The sequence below is a fragment of the Paracoccus methylovorus genome, from assembly GCF_016919705.1.
Lineage (GTDB): Bacteria > Pseudomonadota > Alphaproteobacteria > Rhodobacterales > Rhodobacteraceae > Paracoccus > Paracoccus methylovorus.
In genome coordinates, this window is sequence record NZ_CP070371.1 from 923,864 (window position 1) to 949,383 (window position 25,520).

The 25,520-nt window shown below is 61.9% G+C and carries 21 protein-coding genes, 1 tRNA gene and 4 pseudogenes; 9 read left to right on the top strand and 17 right to left on the bottom strand.

The features are described 5' to 3' along the window. Positions 1 to 215 precede the first annotated feature (215 nt). Positions 216 to 1,688, top strand: coding sequence for a CYTH and CHAD domain-containing protein (locus JWJ88_RS17820; protein ID WP_205295783.1), 1,473 nt, complete (start codon positions 216 to 218; stop codon positions 1,686 to 1,688). 33 nt (positions 1,689 to 1,721) lie between these two features. Here the strand turns inward: JWJ88_RS17820 and ald are convergent, their stop codons facing one another. Next, complete coding sequence (gene ald / locus JWJ88_RS17825) at positions 1,722 to 2,840, bottom strand: alanine dehydrogenase (RefSeq protein WP_205295784.1); 1,119 nt, start codon at positions 2,838 to 2,840, stop codon at positions 1,722 to 1,724. 259 nt (positions 2,841 to 3,099) lie between these two features. On the opposite strand from ald, the gene JWJ88_RS17830 reads away from it, so the two are divergent. The 7 genes and pseudogenes from JWJ88_RS17830 (at position 3,100) to JWJ88_RS17860 (ending at position 8,837) form a co-directional block, all read left to right on the top strand. After that, positions 3,100 to 4,074: a glutathione S-transferase family protein gene (locus JWJ88_RS17830; RefSeq protein ID WP_205295785.1), complete on the top strand. Its 975-nt coding sequence runs from the start codon at positions 3,100 to 3,102 to the stop codon at positions 4,072 to 4,074. A gap of 169 nt (positions 4,075 to 4,243) precedes the next feature. Continuing rightward, complete coding sequence (efeU, locus tag JWJ88_RS17835; protein ID WP_205295786.1) at positions 4,244 to 5,089, top strand: iron uptake transporter permease EfeU; 846 nt, start codon at positions 4,244 to 4,246, stop codon at positions 5,087 to 5,089. 8 nt (positions 5,090 to 5,097) lie between these two features. After that, positions 5,098 to 6,135: an iron uptake system protein EfeO gene (gene efeO, locus JWJ88_RS17840; RefSeq protein ID WP_240200280.1), complete on the top strand. Its 1,038-nt coding sequence runs from the start codon at positions 5,098 to 5,100 to the stop codon at positions 6,133 to 6,135. Positions 6,136 to 6,245: 110 nt separating this feature from the next. Then, positions 6,246 to 6,321: transfer RNA gene (locus JWJ88_RS17845), tRNA-Ala, on the top strand. 348 nt (positions 6,322 to 6,669) lie between these two features. Then, positions 6,670 to 7,062: pseudogene (locus JWJ88_RS17850) on the top strand (site-specific integrase); the annotation flags it as partial. A gap of 396 nt (positions 7,063 to 7,458) precedes the next feature. Further along, positions 7,459 to 7,863 (top strand): annotated as a pseudogene (locus JWJ88_RS17855) (transposase); the annotation flags it as partial. A gap of 186 nt (positions 7,864 to 8,049) precedes the next feature. Further along, positions 8,050 to 8,837 (top strand): IS5 family transposase gene (locus JWJ88_RS17860; RefSeq protein ID WP_143795259.1). Its coding sequence is split into 2 segments (ribosomal slippage): positions 8,050 to 8,389 and positions 8,389 to 8,837, totalling 789 coding nucleotides; the frame shifts between segments, so codons are not numbered across the junction. 573 nt (positions 8,838 to 9,410) lie between these two features. Here JWJ88_RS17860 and JWJ88_RS17865 read toward each other — a convergent pair. The 9 genes and pseudogenes from JWJ88_RS17865 to JWJ88_RS17905 form a co-directional block, all read right to left on the bottom strand. Then, a pseudogene (locus JWJ88_RS17865) lies at positions 9,411 to 9,581 on the bottom strand (3-oxoadipyl-CoA thiolase); the annotation flags it as partial. Between the two features lie 17 nt (positions 9,582 to 9,598). Then, entirely contained in the window at positions 9,599 to 11,137 is a 1,539-nt protein-coding gene (gene tnpC / locus JWJ88_RS17870) for an IS66 family transposase (protein WP_205295788.1), read from the bottom strand. Between the two features lie 68 nt (positions 11,138 to 11,205). Continuing rightward, positions 11,206 to 11,529, bottom strand: a complete 324-nt coding sequence (tnpB, locus tag JWJ88_RS17875) for an IS66 family insertion sequence element accessory protein TnpB (protein ID WP_205295789.1) — start codon at positions 11,527 to 11,529, stop codon at positions 11,206 to 11,208. 26 nt (positions 11,530 to 11,555) lie between these two features. After that, the gene (locus tag JWJ88_RS17880) at positions 11,556 to 11,945 is read right to left on the bottom strand and encodes a transposase (RefSeq protein ID WP_205295790.1); all 390 of its coding nucleotides are present in this window, start codon (positions 11,943 to 11,945) and stop codon (positions 11,556 to 11,558) included. A 44-nt stretch (positions 11,946 to 11,989) separates the two neighbouring features. Further along, entirely contained in the window at positions 11,990 to 13,069 is a 1,080-nt protein-coding gene (locus JWJ88_RS17885; protein WP_205295791.1) for an acetyl-CoA C-acyltransferase, read from the bottom strand. Beyond that, a complete protein-coding gene (locus JWJ88_RS17890; RefSeq protein ID WP_205295792.1) occupies positions 13,066 to 14,730 on the bottom strand; it encodes a 3-hydroxyacyl-CoA dehydrogenase in 1,665 nt (554 codons plus the stop codon). Before JWJ88_RS17890 ends, JWJ88_RS17885 begins: the two co-directional genes overlap by 4 nt. A gap of 58 nt (positions 14,731 to 14,788) precedes the next feature. After that, positions 14,789 to 16,174: an MFS transporter gene (locus JWJ88_RS17895; protein ID WP_205295793.1), complete on the bottom strand. Its 1,386-nt coding sequence runs from the start codon at positions 16,172 to 16,174 to the stop codon at positions 14,789 to 14,791. 95 nt (positions 16,175 to 16,269) lie between these two features. After that, positions 16,270 to 17,454 carry a CaiB/BaiF CoA transferase family protein gene (locus JWJ88_RS17900; RefSeq protein ID WP_205295794.1) on the bottom strand — a complete coding sequence of 395 codons (1,185 nt, stop codon included), beginning with the start codon at positions 17,452 to 17,454 and terminating at the stop codon, positions 16,270 to 16,272. Then, on the bottom strand, positions 17,451 to 18,230 hold the full coding sequence (locus tag JWJ88_RS17905; RefSeq protein WP_240200281.1) for an acyl-CoA dehydrogenase family protein: 780 nt from the start codon (positions 18,228 to 18,230) through the stop codon (positions 17,451 to 17,453). Before JWJ88_RS17905 ends, JWJ88_RS17900 begins: the two co-directional genes overlap by 4 nt. A gap of 73 nt (positions 18,231 to 18,303) precedes the next feature. Between JWJ88_RS17905 and JWJ88_RS17915 the strand changes: the two are divergent. After that, positions 18,304 to 18,802: pseudogene (locus JWJ88_RS17915) on the top strand (LysR substrate-binding domain-containing protein). 385 nt (positions 18,803 to 19,187) lie between these two features. Here the strand turns inward: JWJ88_RS17915 and JWJ88_RS22235 are convergent. From JWJ88_RS22235 to trkA, 7 genes are all read right to left on the bottom strand, one after another. Then, on the bottom strand, positions 19,188 to 19,424 hold the full coding sequence (locus JWJ88_RS22235; RefSeq protein WP_407673950.1) for an EamA family transporter: 237 nt from the start codon (positions 19,422 to 19,424) through the stop codon (positions 19,188 to 19,190). A 38-nt stretch (positions 19,425 to 19,462) separates the two neighbouring features. Further along, positions 19,463 to 20,014, bottom strand: a complete 552-nt coding sequence (locus JWJ88_RS17925; protein ID WP_205295798.1) for a DMT family transporter — start codon at positions 20,012 to 20,014, stop codon at positions 19,463 to 19,465. Positions 20,015 to 20,321: 307 nt separating this feature from the next. Then, the gene (locus JWJ88_RS17930) at positions 20,322 to 20,555 is read right to left on the bottom strand and encodes a hypothetical protein (protein WP_205295799.1); all 234 of its coding nucleotides are present in this window, start codon (positions 20,553 to 20,555) and stop codon (positions 20,322 to 20,324) included. Between the two features lie 145 nt (positions 20,556 to 20,700). Beyond that, entirely contained in the window at positions 20,701 to 22,008 is a 1,308-nt protein-coding gene (gene hflX / locus JWJ88_RS17935; protein WP_205295800.1) for a GTPase HflX, read from the bottom strand. Continuing rightward, positions 22,009 to 22,242, bottom strand: coding sequence for an RNA chaperone Hfq (gene hfq / locus JWJ88_RS17940; protein WP_205295801.1), 234 nt, complete (start codon positions 22,240 to 22,242; stop codon positions 22,009 to 22,011). A gap of 76 nt (positions 22,243 to 22,318) precedes the next feature. Beyond that, entirely contained in the window at positions 22,319 to 23,941 is a 1,623-nt protein-coding gene (locus JWJ88_RS17945; protein ID WP_205295802.1) for a potassium transporter TrkG, read from the bottom strand. Positions 23,942 to 23,951: 10 nt separating this feature from the next. Then, entirely contained in the window at positions 23,952 to 25,328 is a 1,377-nt protein-coding gene (gene trkA / locus JWJ88_RS17950; RefSeq protein WP_205295803.1) for a Trk system potassium transporter TrkA, read from the bottom strand. Positions 25,329 to 25,520: the final 192 nt, after the last annotated feature.

Sequence of the window (25,520 nt, forward strand, 5' to 3'; positions counted from 1 at the left end):
CACAAGATCCGCCCCGGCCGCATCGGCGGAATTCAGCCGCAATGGGCAACCAACGAATGCCCTCGCGCTTTTGCAATCAAGCAAGCGCAGGGCAAGCCGCAATTCGCACCTCAACAGCGACATGGACGTGTTTCATCCATCGGCTATCCTTGTTGTGTGGGGTCCGGTGGTCCTTGTCGGCACCCTGCTCCGATATGTTCCGATGGAAGATTGAAATGCCGCAGCAGAAAACCATGGTTTCCGCACCGGAGCTGACGCTGGACCTGACGCCCGATGCGGCCGCGATGCTGTGCGCGACGGATCTGCTGCCAGCCGGGCCGGCAGCCATCGCGGTCCACACCACCTATTTCGACACCCCCGCGCGAGATCTGGCCGCCGCCGGCTTTACGCTGCGCCTGTCGCAGATCGGGGACGAACGTATCCAGACCGTCTGTGCCACCGGAGCAACCGCCGATCTGTTCGTGCTGCCAGAATGGCGCCAGACCGAGGCCGCCGCCCTGCCGGTGCTGGACGACCGCAGCCCGATTGCTGCGTTGCTGGGAGCAAGGATCGCGAATATCGGCCCGCAATTCAGTATTGTCACCACCCGGCGGACCTGGAACCTGCCATGGCAGGGCGCGGATATGGAACTGGTGCTGGATCAGGGAAAGATTATGGCCGCCGACCGGCGTTCCACCCGAGGCGAGGTCCGGCTTGCGTTGCGGGATGGACCACCGGGTGCTCTTTACGCCTTGGCACGGCGGCTGAACGAGGTCGCACCGCTGCGCCTTGGTGTTCTGGACGAGGCCGAGCATGGTTTTCGCCTGCTTGGGCCGATGCTGCACATGGACAAGGCCATTCCTGCCGCCCTGCACCGGGACATGACCGCAGTAGAGGGTTTTCCCCTGATCGCTGCCACGTGCCTGCGGCAGTTCCGGCTGAACGAACCGCTGATCGACCCCGGCAATCCCGATGCCGTACATCAGGCACGAGTGGCCCTGCGCCGACTGCGTTCGGCCTTTTCCATCTTTCGACCCATGCTGCCGGATGAGGTGGCCAACCGGCTGACACAGGAGATTCGCTGGCTTGCCGGCATACTGGGCCAAGCGCGCGATCTGGACGTTTTGCGGCACCGCGGTGGGTCGGAAACGCTGTCTGCGCGGCTGGAACCGACCCGCGCGGCAGCCTATGCGCAGGCACGACTGGTGCTGGAATCGCACCGCACACGGCTGTTGATGCTTGATCTGGCAGAATATCTGGCCATTGGTCCGTGGACAACCCTACCTTCGGGCGCTGAGACGCGAGATCTGCCCTTGCGCGAATTCGCCTCTGCCGCGCTGGATCGCTTGCGCCGCAAGGTCAAGAAGGATCGTATCGATCTGGCCGATCTAGATGACAAGGCCCGACATGAGCTGAGAAAAGACGCGAAGAAATTGCGATATGCTGCGGAATTCTTTATTCCTTTGTTCGCAGAAAGGTGTCGCAAGCGCCGGGCCGGTCGCTTCATTGACGCGCTTGGAAGGTTACAGGATCGCATGGGGCTACTGAACGATCTGGCGACCGCGCCGGAACTGGTCGCGCGGCTGGGCTTGGCCGACGATCCCGCAGCACGCGCGCTTTTGGGCACGGATCGCGACAAGCGTCGGCAGATCGAGGCCGCAGCAGAGGCGCATGAAGTCTTTGTCGATGCCAAGCGCTTTTGGCGATAGGGCGCAGTACCACAATTGCGCCCAGCGTCCGAGCTACCGGGCCAAAAGCTCGTCCGGGGTGATGGAGGCCAGCCCCAGCGCCTCGCCCACCGGCGGAGATGTCAGTCGTCCCTCATGCGTGGCAAGCCCTGCGCGCAGGTGCAGATCTTCGGCCAGCGCACGTCGCCAGCCCTTGTTGGCCAATGCCAGCAGGAAGGGCAGCGTCGCATTGCCAAGCGCCTGCGTCGAGGTTCGCGCCACTGCGCCCGGCATATTGGCGACGCAGTAATGGATCACACCGTCGACCTCATAGATCGGGTCCTGATGGGTGGTGGCGCGCGAGGTCTCAAAGCAGCCGCCCTGATCGATGGCGACATCCACTAGCACCGCGCCGCGCGGCATGGTCGCCAGTTGCGCCCGCGACACCAGCTTGGGGGCCGCCGCGCCGGGCACCAAAACGGCGCCGACGACCATATCCGCCCTCTGGATCAACTCGGCGGTCGCAGCGGCACTGGCGTGCTGGGTGGTCAGCTTGCCCATGAAGGTATCGTCCAACCAAGACAGTCGCGGCAATGAGCGGTCCACCACCGTCACATGCGCGCCCATACCGACAGCAACCCGCGCCGCCGCCGCGCCGACGACACCGCCGCCGATGATCAGCACATTGGCCGGCCTGACCCCGGGCACCCCACCCAACAGCACGCCGCGTCCACCATTGGCCTTTTGCAACGCCCATGCGCCGACCTGGGGCGCAAGCCGCCCGGCAACCTCGGACATTGGCGCCAGCAGCGGCAAGCCGCCACGCGCGTCGGTCACCGTCTCATAAGCAATGGCGGTCACGCCGGATTCCAGCAGGTCGCGCGTCTGCGCCGGATCGGGCGCCAGATGCAGATAGGTGAACAGCACCTGCCCCCGCCGCAGCATGGCGCGCTCGGCCGGCTGCGGTTCCTTGACCTTTACGATCAGTTCGGCCTCGGCAAAGACCGCACCGGCATCGGGTGCCATCTGCGCGCCGGCAGCAAGGTAATCCTCATCCTCGAATCCCGCACCAAGCCCGGCGCCGGTTTCGACCAGCACCTGATGGCCGTGCCCGATGGCTTCGGCAGCGGCGGCGGGTGTCAGACCGACGCGAAATTCCTGCGGCTTGATCTCCCTTGGGCAGCCGATCTTCATTCCTTTTCCTCCCGCTGGGTTTTCAAGACTCCTGCCACCAGTCTGACAGTGCTGCTTTGCAAGGTGCTGCGAAACTGCCCCATGACAAAGCGGCATGACGGAGCGGGACAGCCCTTATCCCCGAAAACTATCGAAGACTCTTTCGCCGTCAAGAACATCGCCTGTCATGGGACGGTCTTGCCGCGCCACCCGACCGGGCGGTTGCCCGCACCGCCGGCATGGTTATGCTGGGAACAGGGCAAAGACGGATGAGGACAGCATGGGCCAACTGATCGACGGCGTCTGGCATGACGAATGGTATGATACCGAAAGCAGTGGCGGGCGTTTTCAGCGCAGCGTGACGGCATATCGCAACTGGATCACCCCGGACGGCAGCCCTGGGCTCAGCGGCAAGGGCGGCTTTGCGGCGGAAAGCGGGCGCTATCACCTTTATGTCTCCTATGCCTGCCCTTGGGCACACCGCACGCTGATCTATCGCGCGATCAAGGGGTTGGCCCAGCATATCGACGTCTCGGTCGTACATCCCGACATGCTGTCGGACGGCTGGACCTTTGCCCGCGATTTTCCGGGCGCGACCGGGGACCGGTTGTTCGGTCTGCCCTATCTGCGTGATCTTTATCTGAAGGTGGATCCAAAGGCTTCCGGCCGGGTGACGGTGCCGGTGCTTTGGGACAAGGCGCAGGGCACCATCGTCAGCAACGAAAGCGCCGAGATCCTCCGCATGCTCAACTCGGCTTTCGACGCGCTGACGGAAAATCGCGACGATTATTGCCCGCCCGACCTGCTGGAGCAGATAGATGCGATGAACGACCGTATCTATGACCGGGTGAACAACGGCGTGTACAAAGCCGGTTTCGCCACCTCCCAAGCGGCCTATGACGAGGCGGTAGGGCCGCTTTTCGAAACGCTGGACTGGCTGGAGGGACATCTGGCCGCGCACCGTTACCTTTGCGGCGACCGCCTCACCGAGGCGGACTGGCGTCTGTTCACCACCATGGTCCGCTTTGATCCGGTCTATCACACGCATTTCAAATGCAATCGCCGGTGGTTGCGCGAATATCCCAACCTGTGGGCGTGGACGCGAGAGCTTTACCAACGGCCGGAGGTGGCCGAGACGGTGGATTTCGACCATATCGTGCGCCATTACCACTATAGCCATGTCACGATAAATCCATATCGCATCATCCCGATCAATCCGCTGATCGATTGGCACGAACCCCACGGCAGAGGCTGAGACTGGCATCCACACCCTTCCCAAGAGTTTTTCTCAGGATGACTTGTTCGGCATTCGGCGTATTCCTTTTCCCGCTGGCCCATCCGGGCCGATGATCTTGCCGCGATGCCCTTCCGGCCGCGCTGTGCCGTTCCGGACCCGCACCACGACAAAATGGCGAGGAAAGGTCATGCTGGCCCCGTTTCTCATCATGCTGCGCGAGGGGCTGGAGGCGGCCCTGATCGTCGGCATCATCGCCGGCTATCTGCGCCAGACCGGGCGCCGGGAATGGCTGCCTGCGATCTGGGTCGGCGTATTTCTGGCCGTCGCCATGTCACTTTTCGCCGGCGCGGCGATCCAGTTGGTCAGCGCCGGTTTTCCGCAAAAGATGCAAGAGTTGTTCGAGGCGCTGATCGGGCTGGTCGCCGTCGCGGTGCTGGTTGGCATGGTATTCTGGATGCGCCGCGCCGCGCGCTCGATCAGGGCCGAATTGCATGCCAATATAGACGAGGCGCTGGCGTACAAGGGCAGCGCAGGCACTTGGGCGCTGATCGGCATCGTCTTTCTGGCCGTGGCGCGCGAGGGGTTGGAATCGGTATTCTTCCTGCTGGCGATATTCCAGCAAAGTCAGGACAGCGCCGCGCCAATCGGCGCGCTTCTTGGACTGATCGGCGCCGTCGGCGCCGGTTGGGGGATCTATGCCGGCGCGTTGCGGTTGGACCTGCGCCGCTTTTTTCGCTGGACCGGAGTCTTTATCCTGCTGGTGGCGGCGGGGCTTCTGGCCGGTTCGGTCAGGGCATTGCACGAGGCGGGGTTGTGGAACGGCTTGCAAGGCCGGGTCTTTGACCTCAGCCGGACCTTGCCGGAATCCAGCCCGCTGGGCACCGTGCTGTCTGGTCTTCTGGGCTATCGCGAAGCCCCCACTCTGGGCGAGGCGCTGGTCTGGGGTATCTTCCTGGCGGTGACGCTGGTGTTGTTTCCCAGGCCGCCGCCCGAGGCGCTGCCTGCCCGACCTCAAACAGCGGCGCCTAAATGAATCCACCCTTGAAAGGCATCTATTTGGCGATTGTCGGCGCAGCGGTTCTGGCAGTCGCGAGCGGTGTGGCCTTTTGGTATGCGACGCAACGGGCTGCGGGCGCTCGGACTGCCGCCGACCAGCTAGTGACGGTGACCGCGGCCACTTGCGAACCCAATGCCATGACCGTGCCGGGTGGGCGCCGCAGCTTTGAAATCGTCAATGCCAGCGACCGCCCGATCAAATGGGAAATCCTGAACGGCGTCATGGTCGTGGCAGAGCGCGAGAACATCGCACCGGGCTTTCGCGCCACGCTGGAGGTGCAGCTTGCCCCCGGCGAATACGCCATCACCTGCGGCCTTCTGTCGAACCCGCGCGGCACGCTGACCGTGACGCAATCGGACGAGGCCACGGCAGCGGCTTCCGAGGTTACGCTGCGCAAGTTTCTGGGACCGCTTTCGGAATACCGCGTCTATCTGGTCATGCAGGGCAATGCCGCGGTGAAGGCCGCCGAAAGTCTGCGTGACGCCATCGCCTCGGGCGATCTGGAAGCTGCGCGCGAGGCGTGGCGTCAGGCCCGCCTACCCTACCGCCGCATCGAACCGCTGGCCTATCGCTTCTCGGATATTGAGGAACGCATAGATGCCCGCGCAGCCTATCTGCAGGGGCGCGAACAGGACCCAGCCTTTACCGGCTATCACCGTATCGAATACGGCCTTCTGGCCGATATCCAAGAACTCGATGCCCGCATCTACGGCCTGACCTACCCACCCGAGATCGTTGTGGGCGGTGCTGCCGTGTTGATGGAAGAAGTCGCCGCCACCAAGATTTCAGGCGAAGAGGATCGCTATTCCCGCACCGACCTGTGGGATTTCGATACCAGTTTCGAAGGCGCGGAAAATATCTACGATTTGCTGCCTCCGCTGATCGAAGGATCTGACGCCGATTTCGTCGCCAAGGTGAACGGCAACTTCGAGGCGGTGGACGAGGCGGCCTTCCGCCTTGCCCGCAACCTGCTTGAGATGTCGTTTCAGGCAGAAAAACTCCCGGATTTCGGGCTTGGGTGAGAACCGGATAATTTTTCCTCGCAGCAGTATTTTTCCGCTTGCACCCATCCGCCGGCCCTCCTATACGACGCCTCACACGGGCGCCGGAGACGCCGCCCGAGACCTCCGGTGGGGCCATAGCTCAGTTGGTAGAGCGCTTGAATGGCATTCAAGAGGTCAGGGGTTCGACTCCCCTTGGCTCCACCAAATCATCAATGGCAAGTGCCAGATAGATCTTCCATTAATGACAGCGGATTGTCCATTTATGGAGAAATCCATGTTTGTGAGGAGTTCCGAAGCCGGTAGAGCAGCGCTCTGCTGGCTTATTTGTTTGCGCCCATAGGGAACTGCGGCCGAAGCTCCAAGTCCACGCGACGCTTTCTGTCCAAGCGCTTCGACCATGCGACCTTCGCGCGAACGGCCAATGGACTAAGCCGCTCCGCGGCACTGGTGCCTGTGTCTGGCGTTCGACCTCCATGCCACGGTTGTTCGATGTGTGAGGCCTTTCCGGGCTGATGATCGGGGTCTTCCCCCTTCATCAGACAGGAGGTTCCCATGACGGAGGAAAGAACGACCCCGCTGCGCCAGCAGATGATCGAAGATATGCGTATTCGCGGCATGGGCGATAAGGCCCAGCAGGCGCACATCCGTGCCATCAAGGATTTTGCAACGTTTCTCGGCCGATCTCCGGATACAGCCACATCAGAGGAACTGCGGGCCCACCAACTGCACATGACCGACGCCGGTGTCACACCTTCGACCTTCAATGCACGCATCGTGGCGCTCCGGTTCTTCTTCGGTATGACCTGCGGGCGTGAGGAGATGAAGCGCTACATGCAGTTCCGGACCGAGCCGCGCCGGCTGCCCGTCGTGTTCAGCGTCGAGGAAGTGTCCGACATCCTGATGGCTGCGCCCGGGCCGGGGCTGAAGTATCGCGTCGCGCTCAGCGCCACGCCGGACCATCACGCCGCGGGCCGCATCGGAAAACCTTCACCATAGTAGTCACTCGACGCCCTTCAGGCCAACGAATGTTTCGTGTCCAACTCAGCCGTCGTCAGCTGTTAGAGGGCCAAGGGCATTGCTTCACATGCCCTGCCGTGTGATCGGCCGAGATTTCCGTGGTTCTCGGATCATTTCATGCGGCCATGCATTTGCTTACGGATCGCCTTGGATGGTCGGCGTCAGACGCCTCCATAAGCAGAGCTGCGTTCGCGTCCCGCGTCTTCTCGATCATCATTGAGGAGTGCGAAACAAGATCGTCGAGGCTGTCAGAGTGTGGCTCCACTTGGATAAATCAGTCTAACAGGGCGCTGAAAAACTCCGGCCTCGACGCGCATCTTGGAGATCGTGCAGGCCGACCTGACCCAGGCGGGTGGCCATGCCGAACGCCGTGCCGCCATCGACATGCTCCATCGCCATTCACCGGGATCCACACGGCGACTGACCCTGGCGGCAGACCGCGGCTACGACAGCGCCGACTTCGTCGCCGAGCTGCGCCAGATGGTAGTCACGCCGCATGTCGCCCAGAAGTCCCGGCATTCAACCATTGATGGCAGAACCACCCGGCATCCCGGCTACGCCAAATCTCAGCGGCGCCGGAAGAAGATCAAGGAACCTTTCGGCTGGGCAAAGACCATCGGCGGCATGGCACAGACCATGTATCGCGGTATAGAGCGTGTGCGAGCCCGCTTCACCATGACGATAGTGGCCTGCAACTTGGCCAGTTTGCCAAAACTGCTCGCCGCTTGAGGCAGAAGGTTGCCTTCCCCCTGCGCAAAACGCCACCTCAAGCCGGAGGTGCGGGGAAACCGTTCTCCGCAGCGACCTTTTTCAGCGCCTTGCTAAGGCCTTTACTCGAACCTCATCGATACCTAGGTCGTGTTGACAAAAGGGATTCCCCTTGGGCTTGGGGCATGATTCAAGCTGGCATCTGCGATGGAGACCAGCTTGGCACGAGACCTTATGTCGGACGAGGAGTGGGCGTTCTTTGAGCGCTTCATCTTCGCCGTCCGCGCCCCGAACGGGCGCAAGCCCACCAACCACCGCCTCGTTCTTGATGGCATATTCTGGATCGCACGCACCGGTGCGCCATGGCGGGACCTACCTGCCGAGTTCGGCAAATGGTCAAGCGTCTATCGGCAGTTCCGGCGCTGGACGCTGGCAGGCCTGTGGGAGGAAATCATGGATGCCCTGAACCAGAGCGGAGCCGTGCCAAGCGCCCTGCAAATGATCGACAGCACCGTGATCCGTGCCCACCATCAGGCAGCGGGCGCTAAAGGGGGACTCCGCGACAAGGTTTCGGCCGTTCTCGAGGTGGCTTTACGACCAAGATCCACCTTCTGGTCAACGCGCACGGGCTACCTATGAGAACAGAGATCACGCCGGGCCAGACGTCGGACTATCTCGGCTTCGATCTGGTGATGGTGGATAATCTGCCCCGCCCGAGCGTGCTGCTCGCAGATCGCGGCTACGATGCAGACAAGATCAGAGACGGCATGGAGGCGCGCAACGTCCTGCCCGTGATACCGATGCGCAAGTCCCGCAAAAAACGGATTGGTGTCGATCGTTCGCTGTATCGCCTGCGCAATCTGGTCGAACGCTGCTTCAACAAGCTCAAGAACGCCAGGCGTGTCGCGACCCGCTACGACAAGACGGCGGAAAGCTTTCTCGGCTTCATTGACATCACGTCGATCCGCCTCTGGCTCCGTCATTTGTCAACATGACCTAGGCACTTCTTGATCCAAGTCGTAACCATGATCTCTCGCCACACGCTCTACTGCCAGCAAAGCCCCACTCATATTCTCATTCACTATCTCGGTTATTGTGTCGTCGACCTATTTTCTGATCTCATAAAGCTCCTTGATATCCATTTTGGATAGAGTAAGTTCCAACACCTTTTCCTTCTTCATACTTCTGCTAGTCTCAATTATATATCGTCAACAAGCGAGACTTATTCTGTATTCTGCTTCCAACACGCCTCGCGTTATCGGTGATAATAAAAATCCCATCTATAAATGGACATAGAGCTGCGACTATAACGGAAATTTCCGAGATTGCCCACGCCGATGCCGCTATATTTTCGGATCTGGTAACGTCCGACAGATCCAGTTAGCCCCTGCCAAATTTCGCAAAGCGGGCATTCCCGTTTCGGAACACTCGCGCATGTGGGTTCCAGCTTATTTGGGCATAGGTATCTGCGGCTTCGGCGGCCGCAATCAGTTAGCTGTCGGGCACAAATAGATTATGTCCGACAAGTAGGTTCGTGTCATTCAGCTCTCCATTCTCTCATGCAGGGATCAGACTCGTTCCAGCAGCAACGCGGCACCTTGGCCGACACCGATGCACATGGTGGCCAGTGCGTAGCGGCCAGTCCCGCGCGACAACTCCAGCGCGGCCGAACCGGCAATGCGCGCGCCACTCATCCCAAGGGGATGACCCAAGGCAATGGCGCCGCCATTGGGATTCACCGTAAGCGGTGTTCCGATCACAGGGTGGCGGCGTAGTTCCACGGGAGCAGATCTTGGATGTTGCTCTGTTTGTGACCTTTGACGATGGCAGTGAGCGCGGTTGTCAGCCAAGCGTGGGGATCGACGCCGTTCATTTTGCAGGTCTCGATGAGCGAGGCGATGACGGCCCAGCTTTCAGCTCCGGCGTCGTGGCCAGCGAAGAGGGCGTTCTTGCGATTGAGCGCGATGGGGCGGATCGTACGCTCGACGGTGTTGCTATCGAGTTCGACGCGGCCATCGGCCAAGAAGCGGCCGAGACCGTCGCGGTATTTGGCGATATAGGCCAGCGCCTCGCCTAAGGGCGATTTAGCGGATGCGCGGGCACGGTGATGGCTGAGCCAGACATCGATGCGGGCGAGGATCGGGGCGGAGCGTTCCTGCCGCGCGGCGAGGCGCACGGCGGGTTCGCTGCCGCGGATGTCGGCCTCGATGGCATAGAGCGCGCGGACGAGGGCCACGCCTTCCTCGGCGATCGGGGCGGAGCCGGTGCGGGTGATCTCGATCAGCTTTCGGCGGGCGTGGGCCCAGCAATACGCCAACTGGATACTTGGGCCGATCCGGTCCGGCGCAATCAGCCGGTTGTATCCAGCATAGCCATCGACTTGGAGGATGCCGCCGAAGTCCTGCAATATCCGTTCGGCATGTTGCCCGCCCCGACCGGGCGCATAGGTGAAGGCCACGCTTGGTGGCGTCGTGCCGCCCCACGGTCGGTCATCGCGGGCCAGCGCCCGGAAGTATCCGGTCTTGGTCTTTCTGGCGCCCGGATCAAGGACCGGGGCGCGAGTCTCGTCCATGAACAGCTTGGTGGACCGCTTCAGATCGGCCATCAGCGCGTCATGCACAGGGCGGAGTTCAAAGGCGGCACGGCCGACCCAATCGGCAAGGGTGGAACGGTCGAGGTCGACGCCTTGCCGGCTGTAGATCTGGGCCTGACGATACAACGGAAGATGATCGGCGTATTTACTGACCAGCACATGCGCGACCGTCGCCTCGGTCGGCATGCCGCCGGGGATCAGCCGTGGCGGTGATGGCGCTTGTGTCACGCCATCGGTGCAGGACCGGCAGGCATATTTGGGGCGACGGGTGACGATGACGCGGAACTGGGCCGGGATGATGTCGAGCCGCTCCGACACATCTTCGCCGATGCAATGTAGGCAGCCGCCACAAGCGCAGGTCAGGCTGTCCGGCTCGATGATCTCTTCGACGCGCGGCAGATGTTTGGGCAGCGATCCGCGATTGGTGGCACGTGGCTTGGCGGGGCGTTTGGCCGCGCGGTCCTCGGCATCCTCTTCGGCATGGATCGTGGCAATGGCCGTCTCCAGATCCTCAAGCGCCAGTTCGAACTGGTGCGGATCGCTCTGCTCGGATCGCCGCCCGAAGGCTGCATGCCTGAAGGCCGCGACCAGCTTCTCCAATCGTTCGATGCGCTCGTCCTTGCGCAGGTTATGCGCCTCCGAGGCGATCAGCATCGCCTTCAGCGTGGCAATTTCCTGAAGCAGATCAGTGGTCTCCGGCATGGCCGCAGTCTATCACCCGCCACGGCCAATACCCGTAAAAAACGCTGCCGGACCCAACAAAGACAGGGCTATTCCACCGCCTCTGGCGCCCTCGCCCCGATGGCCCGGACCCGTCGCCAATCCAGCCCAGAGAACAGGGCTTCGAACTGCGCGTGGTTCATCACCAGCAGCCCGTCCTTCACCGCAGGCCAGGTGAAGCTGTGCTCTTCCAGCCGCTTGTAGGCCATCACCAGCCCGGTGCCGTCCCAGTAGAGCAGCTTCAACCGATCGGCTTTCTTGGCGCGGAATACGAAGACAGTGCCGGTGAACGGATCCTTGCGCAACTCGTTCTTGACCATCGCGGCCAGGCTGTCATGGCCCTTGCGGAAGTCTATGGGCTTGGTCGCCAACATGATCCGCACCCGGTTCGACGGGAAGATCACGCGCCCGCCGCCAAGGCACGCACTACGGACGCGATCCGCTCTGCCGAAGCACCGACTTCCAAACGGATCACAACCGCACCAAACGCAATCTCAGGGCCGGTCGCGGCAGGGCCGACAGAACGCGGACCATCATCCGCTGGCCCGAGCATCAGGGCCGCAAACTCGACCGGATCCTCCGGCGCGGGCAAAACCAGCCGCCCCTTACGCGCCAGCGTCCGCCATGAGGAGATACGATTTGCCGGCAGGCCATGCCGCCGGGCAACATCATTGACCGTAGTACCCGGAACCAGCGTCTCCGCCACGATCCGCGCCTTCACATCTTCAGGCCAACTCCGGTTCTGGCGACTGGACCCGCCAACCGTGAGAACCTCCAATGTAGTCTCCATGGAGAAACTCCAGCATCAAACAACAATGGATGCCAGTGATCCCATCAGGAAGCGCGCTGGAAGGTGGGGGTGGGACAGCGCTTACGATTCACCCGAGGGTCATCGTCAGAAATCTTCAGACCGCGCAGCACCGCAAGCGCCTGCGCCGCGAAAGCCTCATTCAGTTCGATTACGTCCAACTCATCAGGGGTGATGCCGGTTTTCATCAGAAGCTTGTTCACTGCCGGCACCGGCCCGTAACCCATTACACGCGGGGCAATCCCTGCCGAGCTGGAGCCTACGATACGCGCCCGTAACGTCAGCCCATGACGCCGAGCCGCCGATTCCGACGCCACGATCAGTGCCGCCGCTCCGTCATTCACGCCCGAGGCATTGCCGGCCGTAATCGAGCCATCGGGGCGGGTAATTGCGCGCAGCCGTCCCAAATCAGCCATTGTGGTGGCCCGGGGGTGTTCGTCATGCGCCACCTCGGCCGTCCTGCCCCGGCCAAGCGGCACCATTACCGGCAGGATCTCTTGCGCCAGCCGGCCATTGACTTGTGCCGCGGCGGTGCGCTCCTGCGAGCGCAGCGCGAAGGCGTCCTGATCCTCGCGGCTGATGGCATAATCGTCGGCAAGGTTCTGGGCGGTTTCCGGCATGGAATCTATGCCATATTGCGCTTGCATCTTCGGATTGACAAATCGCCAGCCGATGGTGGTGTCGTGGATTTCGGTGGCGCGCGACCAGGCTGCAGTGGCCTTGGGCATGACAAAAGGTGCCCGGCTCATGCTTTCGACGCCGCCGGCAATGGCCAATTCCATCTCGCCGGACCGAATCGCGCGGGCGGCCGCAGCCACCGCCTCCAGCCCCGAGCCGCAAAGCCGGTTCACGGTCACGCCCGGCACAGTTTCGGGCAGGCCAGCCAGCAGCAGCGCCATGCGCGAGACGTTGCGATTGTCCTCGCCCGCCTGATTGGCGCAGCCCATCCAGACTTCCTCGATGGCGGCCGGGTGCATCGCCGGATTGCGCGCCAGCAGCGCCGCCAGCGGCAACGCGGCCAGATCGTCCGCCCGCAGCGGCGCCAAGGCCCCGCCATAGCGCCCGATCGGCGTGCGAATATAGTCGCAGATGAAAGCGTCGCTCATCGGTTTTGCTCCAGTCGGTTATTCCTAAGATCCTGGGGCTCCAGCTCTTCAGGGGTTTTGCCCTCGGCTACCGCCTGCCGCAGCAGGGCGGGAGCGCCCCAGGATAGCGGGTCTTCGGCGGCAAGTTCTTCGATATGATGCAGGATAGTGGAAAGCCCCTTGCGTCCCGCCCAATGCATCGGTCCGCCGCGCCAGCGCGGAAACCCGTAGCCATGCACCAGCACCAAGTCGATATTGGCGGATTTTTCCGCGATGCCTTCCTGAAGGATTCGGAAGCCTTCTTCGACTATTGCCGCCGCGACGCGATCCACGATTTCCTCATCGGTGAAGGTACGGCGGGTAATGCCTGCGCGGGCGGATTCCCTGGTCACGATGCCGTTGATCCGTGGCGAGGGGGTGGGCTTGCCATCCGTGTAATCATACCAGCCCGCGCTGGTCTTGCGGCCCAGACGGCCGGTCTCCTCAACCACGCAGTCGGCGATGGAAATATAGCGGAAACCCGGCTTATCCTTCCAGCCCATGCGCTTGCGATTGGCATAGGCGATATCGAGGCCGGACAGATCCTGCACCTCATATGGCCCCATTGCCATCCCAAAGCCGCGCATTGCCGCATCAACCTGCGCGGGCAGCGCACCTTCGATCAGCATGATGTCGCAAGTCTGGCGATAGCGGGTCAGGATACGGTTGCCGATGAAGCCGTCGCAGACGCCTGCCAGAACCGGAACCTTCTTCAGCCGGGCCGCCAGTCGCATCACTGAGGCCAGCGTTTCCGGGCTGGTCGTATCGGCACACACGACCTCCACCAGTTTCATCAAATGCGCCGGGCTGAAGAAATGCAGGCCCAGAAAACGCAACGGATTCCGGACAGTTTCAGCGATCCGATTGACGTTCAGATATGACGTATTGGTGGCCAGAATTGCGTTGTCGGGCAGCGCCGCATCCAGCGCGGCAAAGACGTGCCGCTTGACCTCCATATCCTCGAACACCGCCTCGATGGCGATATCGGCAGGTGGCAGGTGTTCATAGCCGATATGGAAGCTGTGGCGGGTCGACAGCGCCGCCCGCGCGTCTGCGGCACTTGTCTTGCCGCGTTTCACCGCCTGGTCGTAAAGCGCGGCAACATTGGCCCGGGCGCGGTCGACCCCTTTCCTATCGGTTTCCAGCAGGGTCACCATGATCCCCACCTGCGCCAGCGCATAGGCGATCCCCGTGCCCATATTGCCACCGCCGACGACCACGGCGCGGGCGATATCGGCCCCATCCTCGCGCCCCTGCGCCATAGCCGCGCGTTCGGCAAAGAACAGATGCCGCAGGGCCGCCGCCTGATCGTTGGTCCTGAGATCCAGAAATGCCGCCCGCTCTATCCTCAGCGCCTCGGTGAGGGGAAGGCAAGCGGCCGCCTCAACCAGATCAATGGCGGTCTGTGGCGCGATCTGGTGAGGTCTGCGTTTCGCAACGGCGTCGCGCGCTGCCGCGACCGCATCGGGATCGGTGGCAGGTTCTGGCAACATCGCCGTTGCCAGACGATCCGGCAGCGCCATCGTGCGGGCCGCCGACAGCGGATCATCCGCCAGCGCATCGATCATACCCAGCTCCTGCGCTTCGGCTGCCTTCAGCGTGCGGCCTTCGGGGATCAGGATGCGAACAGGATTTTCTGACATGATGGTTTTCCCAAGAGGGTAACGTGGCTTGCGACAGGGCCGGTCGCGCGGGAAGGGTTCAGGACGCCGCCCGGACCACCGCTGCGGGTGTGGCAGCAAGATCCGCCAGATCGCTTGCGTCCCGACGCTCGGCAGTTGAAAGTTCGGTCGCATTCGTTCCGGTTCGCTTCAGCACGAACAGGACGCAGATCAGCGAAACCAGTGCATAGCCGCCCGAGACGATGGCCACCGGAACGATGCTGCCGGTCTTGTTGAGCAGGAACTGAAGCAGGACCGGGGTTCCACCGCCAACGGTCAGCGCGCCAAGCTGGTTGGCCAGCGATAGCCCGGAATAGCGAACGCGGGCCGGAAAGGCGCGGGCCAGGATGCCTGCGATCGCACCATAATACATGCCGTGGGGAATCGTCGCCAATGCCATGGTAAACATCGCAAACCAGTAGTTCATGGAATAGATGCCATAGAACATCAGCGGCACCAGAAAGAACTCCGGCACGGTGATCAGCAGGACGGCCTTGCGCATGTCCACCCTGTTCATCAAAACAGCGCCAAAAGGCTGGGTGATGCATTGCACGATCACCGCGACCGAGATCAGGCTGAGAAACGTCGTGGAATCATAGCCCAGCGATTTGGTGGCCCAAGACAGCGCAAAACTGGTTTTGATATAGGTCACATAGATGATCGGCAGCGTGCCAGCGCCAAGCAGGATCATTGGCCAGTATCCCTTGATCGCCTCGCGGACCGGCTGGACGTCATTGTCGCGGTTTTCCTGCAGCAGTTTCTGGACGTCCGTTGAATCCTCGATCCGCAGGCGGATGATCATGCCGATCACGATCAGGACCGAGGACAGCAGGAACGGAATTCGCCAGCCGCCATTCAGCAGGAAGTCCGGCGTCTCGGCCAGGCTGAGAAGAAAGAAGACGCTGATCGCCAACAGGTTGCCCGCCGGCGCGCCCTGCTGGGCGAAGGCAGAATAAAGAACCCCCTTGCCCTTGGGTGCGTTCTCGCTGGCGATCAGAACAGCACCGCCCCATTCGCCGCCAACCGCAACGCCCTGAATGAAGCGCAGAATGACCAGCCCGATCGGTGCCCAGAATCCGATGGTTTCATAAGTCGGCAAAAGCCCGATGAACGTCGTCGCAACCCCCATCATCATCAGCGTGATGACCAGCGTGGTCTTACGTCCGATCCGGTCCCCCAGATGGCCGAAGATGACTCCGCCGACAGGGCGCCCCAGAAATCCCACCCAGAATGTCGCAAAGGACAGAAGCGTCGCAACGCCCGGATCCATGTTCTTTGAAAAGAACAGATCACCAAATACCAGCGACGCCGCCAACCCGTAGATGTAGAAATCGTACCATTCGATAGTCGTTCCGACAAAGGACGCGATGCCGGCGCGTCTGGCCTTGACGGCCTGGTTTTCGGCAGTTTTTTGATCGCCATTCATAAGCGCATGCTCCTCCTCAAGCGCGATTGATATGCCGGCCGGCGACGGTCAAGACCGCAGGCCACGGGTTCTGTCGTGTTCAGAAAAAGTGGTCGTCAGGTTCGACTGGTCGGGGCCACGCCCGTCTCGCGCAGATCCGCGATCTGCTGATCCGAAAATCCATGCTCCCGAAGGATATCGTCGGTATCGGCGGCGAATTCCGGTGGGGCCGTGCGATAGCTGGCGGTTGCCCGACTAAGCTTGATCGGCGCGCCCAGCCCGTGATAATCACCCTTTTGCACGATCATGCCGCGATGTCCGGTATGCGGTAACGCCAATGTTTCGGCCACGTCCAGCACCGGGCCCGCAGGTACACCGGCCGAAATCAGTCGCGGCGCCAGTTCCTCGGCCTGAAAGCCCGCCAAGGCCGTTTCAAGCTCGCGGCGCAAGTCGTCGCGATGGCTCAGCCGGTCGGCGTTCGAGGTAAAGCGCGGGTCGTCCATCAGCGCCGGCGCGCCGATCAACTGGCACAGCTTGCGAAACTGCCCGTCATTGCCGATCGCCAGATAAATCGGTCGTGATCCGGTCGCATAGGTCGAATAGGGCGCGATGTTGGGGTGACTGTTGCCGCTGCGTTGCGGCAGCTTGCCCGACAGGAAGTAATTGGCCGCATGCGGATGAAGCAGCGACAATGAGGTATCGAACAAGGCCGCTTCGACAAATTGGCCTTTGCCGCTGCAAGCTCGCTCGTGCAGCGCCATCATGATGCCGATTACCGCATTCAGGCCCGTGACCATATCGACTACCGGCAGCCCGATCCGGGTGGGTCCGCCATCGGCATCGCCATTCACGCTCATCAGCCCGCCCATGGCCTGCAGCACGGCATCATAGCCAGACAGCCCTCCATAGGGACCGTCCGCGCCAAAACCCGTCACGCAGCAATGGATCAGACGCGGAAATCTCTTCGACAACACGTCATGGCCAATGCCCCACGCCTCAAGGGTGCCGGTCTTGTAGTTCTCCAGCAGCACATCGGCCTCTTCCAGAAGGCGCAGCAGCACCTCGCGCCCCTCGGGCTTGCTCAGGTCGAGGGCGATGGCGCGCTTGTTGCGATTCAGCCCAAGGAAATAGGACGCGGTGTCACCCTGGAAAGGCGGCCCCCATGTCCGGGTATCATCGCCGGCCGGAGGTTCGACCTTGATCACATCGGCACCATGATCGCCCAGCACCTGCCCGGCAAAGGGTCCGCCAAGGATCCGGCTGACGTCGATCACGCGGATCCCTTCAAGCGCGCCGGTCATTGCGCCGCCTCCGCGATGCTGGCGTCGCTGAGCGTGGTGTGGACCAGCGACATCAGATCATCATCCTCCCCGGACTGACTGGCAGCCAGCGGATCGCGACTGCCGAGCTTGTGGCGCAGCACGCCATGGGCCAGCACCAGCCGGTCGTTGCTGCGCTCATTGGTCAGTGCAGTTTGCCGTGCGCTTTCCCAGGCCATGACCGAGGCCGAGGTGGCGTTATAGACCGCGCTGGCGGCCTGCCGCGTTTCAACCTCGCGCGATGGATCGTGGGCAACGGCGTGAAGCAGACCGGCGGCGCGTTTGAACGCCTCGGTTACGGCGGGTTGCGAGCCGAGGACGGATTCAGTTTCCTCGTTCAATCCGGCCAGATAGGTTTCCAACGCAGACAGCGCATCTTCGCGCCGCACCGTGCGGGCGACGTCCAGCGCCACGATGTTGCTGGTGCCTTCCCAGATCGAGCCCAGATGGGCATCGCGCAGCACGCGGGCATCCGACCATTCCTCAATATACCCGCAGCCGCCGCGCACCTCCATACCGTCCCCCGCCACCTTGCGGGCATCGCGGCAGGTGCGGAATTTGACCAGCGGCGTCATGATCCGCAGCACCTTGGCCATGTTTGCCTCACCTCGGTCGGCAGCTTCGAGAACGCGGGCGGTATGGAACACCATCGAGCGGCCCTGTTCGGCCGTCACAAGCATCTTGGCCAGTTGCCTGCGCATCAGCGGCAGGTCGATCAGCCGCTTGCCAAAGGCGGTGCGGTTGGTAGCGATGAACACCGATTCATTGACCGACACGACCCTCAAAGAGTTTCACGAGGCTTACCCCGATGTCGAATTGCAGTTACGCGAAATGAACACCGTCAAGCAGATCGACGGGCTGATGAATCGCAGCATCGATCTGGGCTTCGTGCATTCGGTCAGCCTGCCCGAACAGATTGCCGAGCATGTGCTGGAGACCGAACGTCTGATGTGCTCCGCGCGATCATCGGCTGGCCTCGCGCGGCCGTGTCCGGTTGGCCGATCTGGAAGATGAACGGGTGCTGCTGTTCTCGCGCGAATTCGCACCGCAGTTCTACGACAAGATCGTCAGCTTGCTGGCAAGCGGCTCGAACCGGCCCTATTCGGGTTATCATATCCAGCATTGGTTTACTGTCGTGGCACTGGTCAGTCGCGGCATGGGCGTGTCACTGGTGCCACAATCGTTGAGCCGGTCCAAATTCGGCAATGTCCGCTATCTGGAAATCGAAGAGGCCGAGGCTGCGCACCGGATATCGCTGCTTTGGCACCGGGACAACCAGAACGAGCTTTTGGCCCTGTTCAGCAGATTTTCAGCCAATCGCGTAAGCTGAAACGGCCTGAATATCCACGGATGATAGGGGCAGGCAGATTGGTAAACTGCGGCAGCGATTTCATCATGAATCTTGGGTCTTGGTGGCTCAGAGTATGCAGGGGACAACGAACCCTGTCATGACAATCATCCAGATGACTGGAATCAAAAGCAGAACGACCACTCCCAGCAAATGCCGATTGTGACCGAACTGAGCCCGGTCAGTCCCAAGACATCCACTGTCTTGGTCAGAAAATTAGCCTTTTACTCGCCTCGACGAGCACGCGTTGCCGACGCGATAGGCGATGGAGACTTCCGGCCCAGAAAATATTCTTCAGGATTAGGATTTGAAACAGGCTCATAGAAAACCATCGAGCAATTTTGCAATAACCCCGCCATTCTCGAGATCATGAGACTCCTTTCGATGCCATGGTAGAAAAAAGGCCCTGACCGACGAGCACACCGCAGATAGTTATAGCAATCCCAATTATCTGGACCAAATGAGGTATCGTACCCAAAGTGATTTCAATCATGAGAGCAAAAACCGGTACAAAATTGAAGAAAATTGATGTCTTCCCCGGTCCACGTACGGCAATCCCGACATTCCAGAACAAATAAGCCAAGACCGAACCGGCAATCCCCATCCACAGGATTGCGAGGAAGCCGATTCCGGAGCCCGCCACTACCCCCGTGATCGGAGATTCGAATGCGAAGGCAGCCCAGCCAAGCCAAGCGTGAGGGTTCCGAACAGCATGGTCCCGGTTGTGGTCTCAAGCGGTGTCGAATCCGTGACGAAGGCGCGTGCCCCAACAGTGTAGGCTGCCCATCCGATGGAGCCGCCGAGAATGATCAGATCGCCGGAGGCGAAGTCGATGCGGCCAGACAGAATCTGGCCGTTCGTGATGACCAGGGAAACGCCGAGCGGGCTGACGATCATCCCGACGATGCGATCAGTCGCTGGAATTTTCCGGTTGATGGTCGCCTCGATAATATTCGCTGAGATCGGCGTCGTAGCCATGATCAGGGATGCGGTGATCGGGCTGGAGGACTGTAAGCCGACAAAGAGTGACCCGTTGAAGCCCGCCACGCCGATTACGCCTAGGACAATGAACGGCAATAGATTACGCGAGAGCACCTCCCAGCGAACCTTCTCTTTGAGTAGAAGGATAACAAAGGTGCCGATTACGGCGATGGTGAAGCGTCCAAAAGACGCGATCCATGGCGAGCTCGACAATGCAACCTTGGCCGCCTGGACGTTCGACCCCCACTGCCCTGCCTACCGATTTTGGACCGTCTGAAACCGGAGCTTTTCGGCTTGCCGCCCGCGTCGGAGAGCCCGTCCGGAATGTAGTGAAATCGAAGTCCCATCCCTGCCTCAGCCGTATAGGGGCTAGGAACAACGAAAAGCGTGCTCTCATAGAATTGTCGGTTGCTGACTGCGATCAGCCCGTTATGCAACACCTCATAATAGGCTATTTCGAATGAGGGGACGACCGGCCCGGATCAGGCCGCCCGTCTTCCAGACGATCCACCACATCGCCTCAGCCGAGTTGCCGACCCCGTCCGGCACGATCCCGATAGACGGTCCATTGGAAAAGCCCCTCGCCCGCGCCGCTCCAGTCCCGAAGCCGCGCGGTGAGTGCCGCCATCGACACATCGCCCAGATCGGCGCCGAAAGATCCGGCACTTCGCGGCGCCCGCAGCGGATACCAGTCGGAATCTGCCAGCCTCGAGTTGCCCAAAAGCCGCGCTTGCGCTGTGTTGGCCTTTGTCAAGCAACCATTCGGCGCGCTGGTCCTCGCCCAGACAATCTAGGAGTGCCAACCGTCCTCTCAAGGTGAAAGGCAACTGTTCGAAAAAGCCGAAGGTTTCCTGATCCACAGCAACCAATTCCGAAGCACTGATGCGGAAAGATGCCGATCAGAGGGCCTCGAACGTCGCCTTCTGCCGATCTGTCCAGCGCAGGTGCAGCCGCACACCTTCATCCGCAACCTCTTCGCCCGTCACGACGCCCTGCCTGTGCAGCCACGCCCGGCGACGTCCGTCCGAATGCGGCAGCACCAGTTCGTCCTCGCGTTGCGGTTCATCCAGCGCCTGCGAAAGATGCGCCTCGATCGCGTCCAGAAGCGCCCCGATCCCCTCGCCAGACAGTGCCGAGATCGCTTGCACGCCCTGGGTTCGCGCATCGGTGCGCTGCAAAGCCGCGCGGGTCTCGGGCATAAGCGCGTCGATCTTGTTCCAAACCTCGATCAGCGGGACATCCTCATCCACCCCAAGCGAATCGAGGATCTCGCCTACGTCGCCGGCCTGCTCCTCGGTCTCGGGGTGGCTGATGTCGCGCACATGCAGGATCAGATCGGCCGCCAGCACCTCTTCAAGCGTGGCGCGGAAGGCCGCGACCAATTCATGCGGCAGTTCCGAGATGAACCCCACCGTATCCGACAGGATTATCTTGCGCCCCCCCGGCAAGGTCAGTTGCCGCATGGTCGGATCGAGCGTGGCGAAAAGCTGATCCTTGGCCATGACTGCGGCGCCAGTCAACAAGTTGAAAAGAGTTGATTTTCCGGCATTCGTGTAACCAACCAGCGCCACGATTGGATAAGGCACCTTGGCGCGCGCCTTGCGGTGCAGTTCGCGCGTCCTGACCACGCGTTCAAGCTGCCGGCGCAGGCGCACCATCTGTTCGTCGATGGCGCGGCGGTCAGCCTCGATCTGGGTCTCGCCCGGGCCGCCGACAAAGCCAAGCCCGCCGCGCTGGCGTTCCAGGTGGGTCCAGGCCCGCACCAGCCTTGTGCGCTGATAGGCCAGCGCCGCCAGTTCGACCTGCAAGACGCCCTCGCGGGTCTGTGCCCGGTCGGCAAAGATTTCAAGAATCAGCCCGGTGCGGTCCAGGATCTTGACGTCCCATTCCTTTTCCAGGTTGCGCTGCTGGACCGGCGTGACCGGGCCGTCGATCAGCACCAGCTCTGCCCCCTCGCCCTCGGCGACGGCCCTCAGGTGCTGGCCGATCTCTTCGCGTTTGCCCTTGGAAAACAGCATCCCGGCATCGGGGTTGCGCAGCCGCGCCACCTCGGCCCCGGTCACGTCGATTGCGGGCAGCGCATGAGCCAGCGCCACCGCCTCTTCCAAGGCGAGTTCGGGCGACCGGCGGGTGCGCGAATTGCCCAGATCGGGGTGAATCACATAGGCCCGGGTCGGGCGCTCGCGGGTTTCCGTGGGTTCAGCCAATCAGTCCTCGCCCTCATAGAGGCTGATCGGCTGCCCCGGCATGATGGTCGAGATGGCATGTTTGTAGACCAGTTGCGACTGGCCATCACGGCGCAGAAGCACGCAGAAATTGTCGAACCAGGTGATGACACCCTGCAGTTTCACACCATTGATAAGAAAAATCGTTACCGGAACCTTGCTTTTGCGCACATGGTTCAGAAAAGCGTCCTGGAGGTTCTGTTTGTCGCCGGCCATTCGGGGCACCTTGTTCTTATCGCTGTTTTTCAAGACTTAGGCGAGCAGACAGCCGCATGCAAGCAGATGATCTTGCCTAGCGCCGCCAATATTCGGGCGAAAACAGCGCCAGGATCGCCAGAGTCTCGACCCGGCCGACCACCATCGCCCCTGCCAGCACCGCCTTGGTCAGCCCCGGCAACCCCGCCCAGCCGGCCCATGGCGCGCCCGCCATGCCGGCAGAGCCCTGGAATGTCGGGGCCAGCGGGATGGCCCCTGCCAACTGCCCGGTGTTGCTGAGCGCCGCGATCGACAGGATGGTCGCCGAATCGAATTCGACCCGCTGCAGGGATATCAGCATCACCGTCACGGCTATGGAACTGGCGAAAAGCATGAAGAAGATGAAGGCGAGATAGGCCCCCTCGCGCCGCAGCCGCCGCGCCATCAGCCCGCCGCCGCCGACTGAACTGGGATGCACGATCCGCTCCAACTCGCGCTCGGAATGGCGGGCCAAAGCATAGACCCGCAACAGCTTGACGCCGCCTGCGGTGGTGGCGACGCCGCCGCCCATCATCGCCAGCCCCGCCAGCATCAGGCCCGGAGAACTGAGCCCCGACCAATTGCGCGCGCCCTGCCATTCAACCGAGTTCCAGCCGGTCGTGGTCAGATAGCTCAGCCCGTTGAAAAGCCCGCCCCAAGCAGCCGAAATGGCGCTGTCCAGCTTGACCGCTCCTCCCTGAACGCCAGTCGGTGAAACGCCGATGGCACCCACGAAATGCCGCGCGAACAACACGACCGAAACCAGCAGAACCACCACGGCAGCCATGCGCAATTCGGGGTCCCCGGCCCAGCTTTCGCTGGCCTTCAACTCACCGCCGCCCGGCCAGAAACGGCGCGACAGGGCCGGGATCAGGAACAGGAAGATCACCACCTCGCCGGTGACGCCGCTGCCCTGCCCCGCAGGGCCATCGACCGGGCTGATGCCGCTGGTCGAAAGCGTCCCCATCGCCCGGGTCAGCGCGACCAGCCCCGGCTCGCCCAGCATCAAAAGCAACGTCCACATCAAAAGCGTCAGCCCGGCATAAACCGGCAGGACCACCCTTCCCGCCCGCATCACCCGATGCGCCGGGTCGGCCAGCTCCATTTGAAAGGCGGGATGCGACAGATGACCTGCGTTCCCCCAGCCGTCTGCCGAAGGCGGCAGCCGCTCATAGCGTTCGCTGCGACCATAGGGCGAGGACATGATTTCGAAGCCCCCCACCCGCAGCGGCGCCAAAAGCGCGATTGCCGCAACCAGCATGAACAGCCCGCCCATCCAGCCCACCAGCGCCCGCCACAAATGCAGCGGCGCCGGCAGCAGATCGGCCGAGTAAAGCGAGGCTCCAGTGGTGGTCAGGCACGAGATCATCTCCCACCAGGCATTGAAAAAGCCGGTATCGGGCAGGGCCAGCGCAAAAGGCACGGCCAGCATGGCAGGCAGCAGCACCATGGTGCCCAGCATGGTCAAGAGCACGCTGCGAGACTGCGATCCCTCTGGCCGGTTGGCGGTGGCAAGCCCCAGAATTGCGGCCAGGATCACGAAGAGCCCCGCCGCCCCCAGAAAGATCGAGCCGATCTTGTGGCTTTCCAAGGCATGGGCATAAAGCCCGGGCAACGCCATCGCCAGCGCGCCAATCCCGGCCAGGATCACGATCAGCGGCAGATGCAGCAAAAGCCTCATGGCCCGGACCTCAGAAGAAGTCGATCGAGACCTGAAGCAGGCGTTCGACCTCGGGAATGTCGGAGACGAGTGCAAAGATCACGACGATATCGCCCTCCTCGATGCGCAGATCGCCGGTCGGCTTGACCACGCGATCACCCTTGCGCACGGCGCCCATCAGCGCGCCTTCGGGAAACTCGATGTCACGGACCGCCCGACCCGCAATCGGCGAGGTCGACAGCACCTGCGCCTCGATCACCTCGGCCTCGGCGTCGCCGATGGAGTAAATGTCGCGCACCCGGCCATGCCGGATATGACGCAAGATGGTCGAGACGGTGCTGGCGCGCGGGTTGATGAAGGCATCGATATCCAAGGGCTCCATCAGCGACATCAGCGTCGGATCGTTGACCAGCGAGATCGCCAGCTTGGCGCCGGCCTGCTTGGCGCGCACCGCGGCCAGGATATTGGTCTTGTCGTCGTCCGTGATGGCCAGAACCGCATCGGCACGCGGCACGGCGGCTTCTTCCAGCAGTTCGGCCGAAAGCCCGTCGCCGTTCAGGACGATGGTGCGATTCAAGGCATCTGCCGCATCCTCGGCCCGCGCCCGGCTGCGCTCGATCAGCTTCACACGAATCCGCTCGGGACGCGCCTCCAGTGCTTGTGCGACGGCCAGCCCGACATTTCCCGCACCGATGATGACCACGCTTTCCTGCTTGGCCATGGGTTTGCCAAAGATTTCCAACGTCCGCGGAACGTCCTCGGTCAGGGTGAAAACATAAACCTGATCGCCCTCGAACAACTGGTCGCCGGGTTCGGGCGCAAACAGCTTGCCGCCGCGCCGCACGCCGGTCACGAGCGCGCTGAGGCTGATGAACATGTCGTTGAGCTGGCGCAACGGGGTGTTCAGAACCGGGCTGTCGGGCTCCAGCGAGATCCCCAGAAGATGCAACCTGCCCTCGAGAAACGTCTCGGCATCAAATGTTGACGGGGCCGACAGCCGCTGCATCGCCGCCCGCGCCACTTCGCGCTCGGGGCTGATGACGACATCGATCGGCAGGTGATCGGTGCGGTAAAGATCGGAATAGATGGCATCCAGATAGGCAGAACTGCGCAACCGGGCGATCTTGCGCGGCACCTGAAAGACGGAGTGCGCGACCTGGCAGGTGACCATGTTCACCTCGTCCGAATGGGTCGCGGCAATGATCAGGTCGGCATCCCGGGCGCCCGCCCGGTCCAGTACATCGGGATGGCTGGCAAAACCGGTCACCCCCTGCACATCCAGCGCGTCGGTGGCACGCCGGATCAGCTCGGCATTGGTGTCGATGATGGTGACATCGTTGCGCTCGCCTGCAAGATGGCGCGCGATATGCCAGCCGACCTGCCCCGCCCCGCAGATGATGATCTTCATTCCGGCCCCGGTTCCATCCTCTTGGTAAGACGCGATCCTAGCGCGAGGCAGATGCGACCGATACAGGAAAACACCGGCGCGAAACCGGCTCCCCTATCGCATGTGGCACCGTCGGATGGGTATTTAGACAACGAAGAAACGACAGGTCATGCAGAAAGGGCGATGACGGGCGGACTTCTTTGTTGTTCAAAT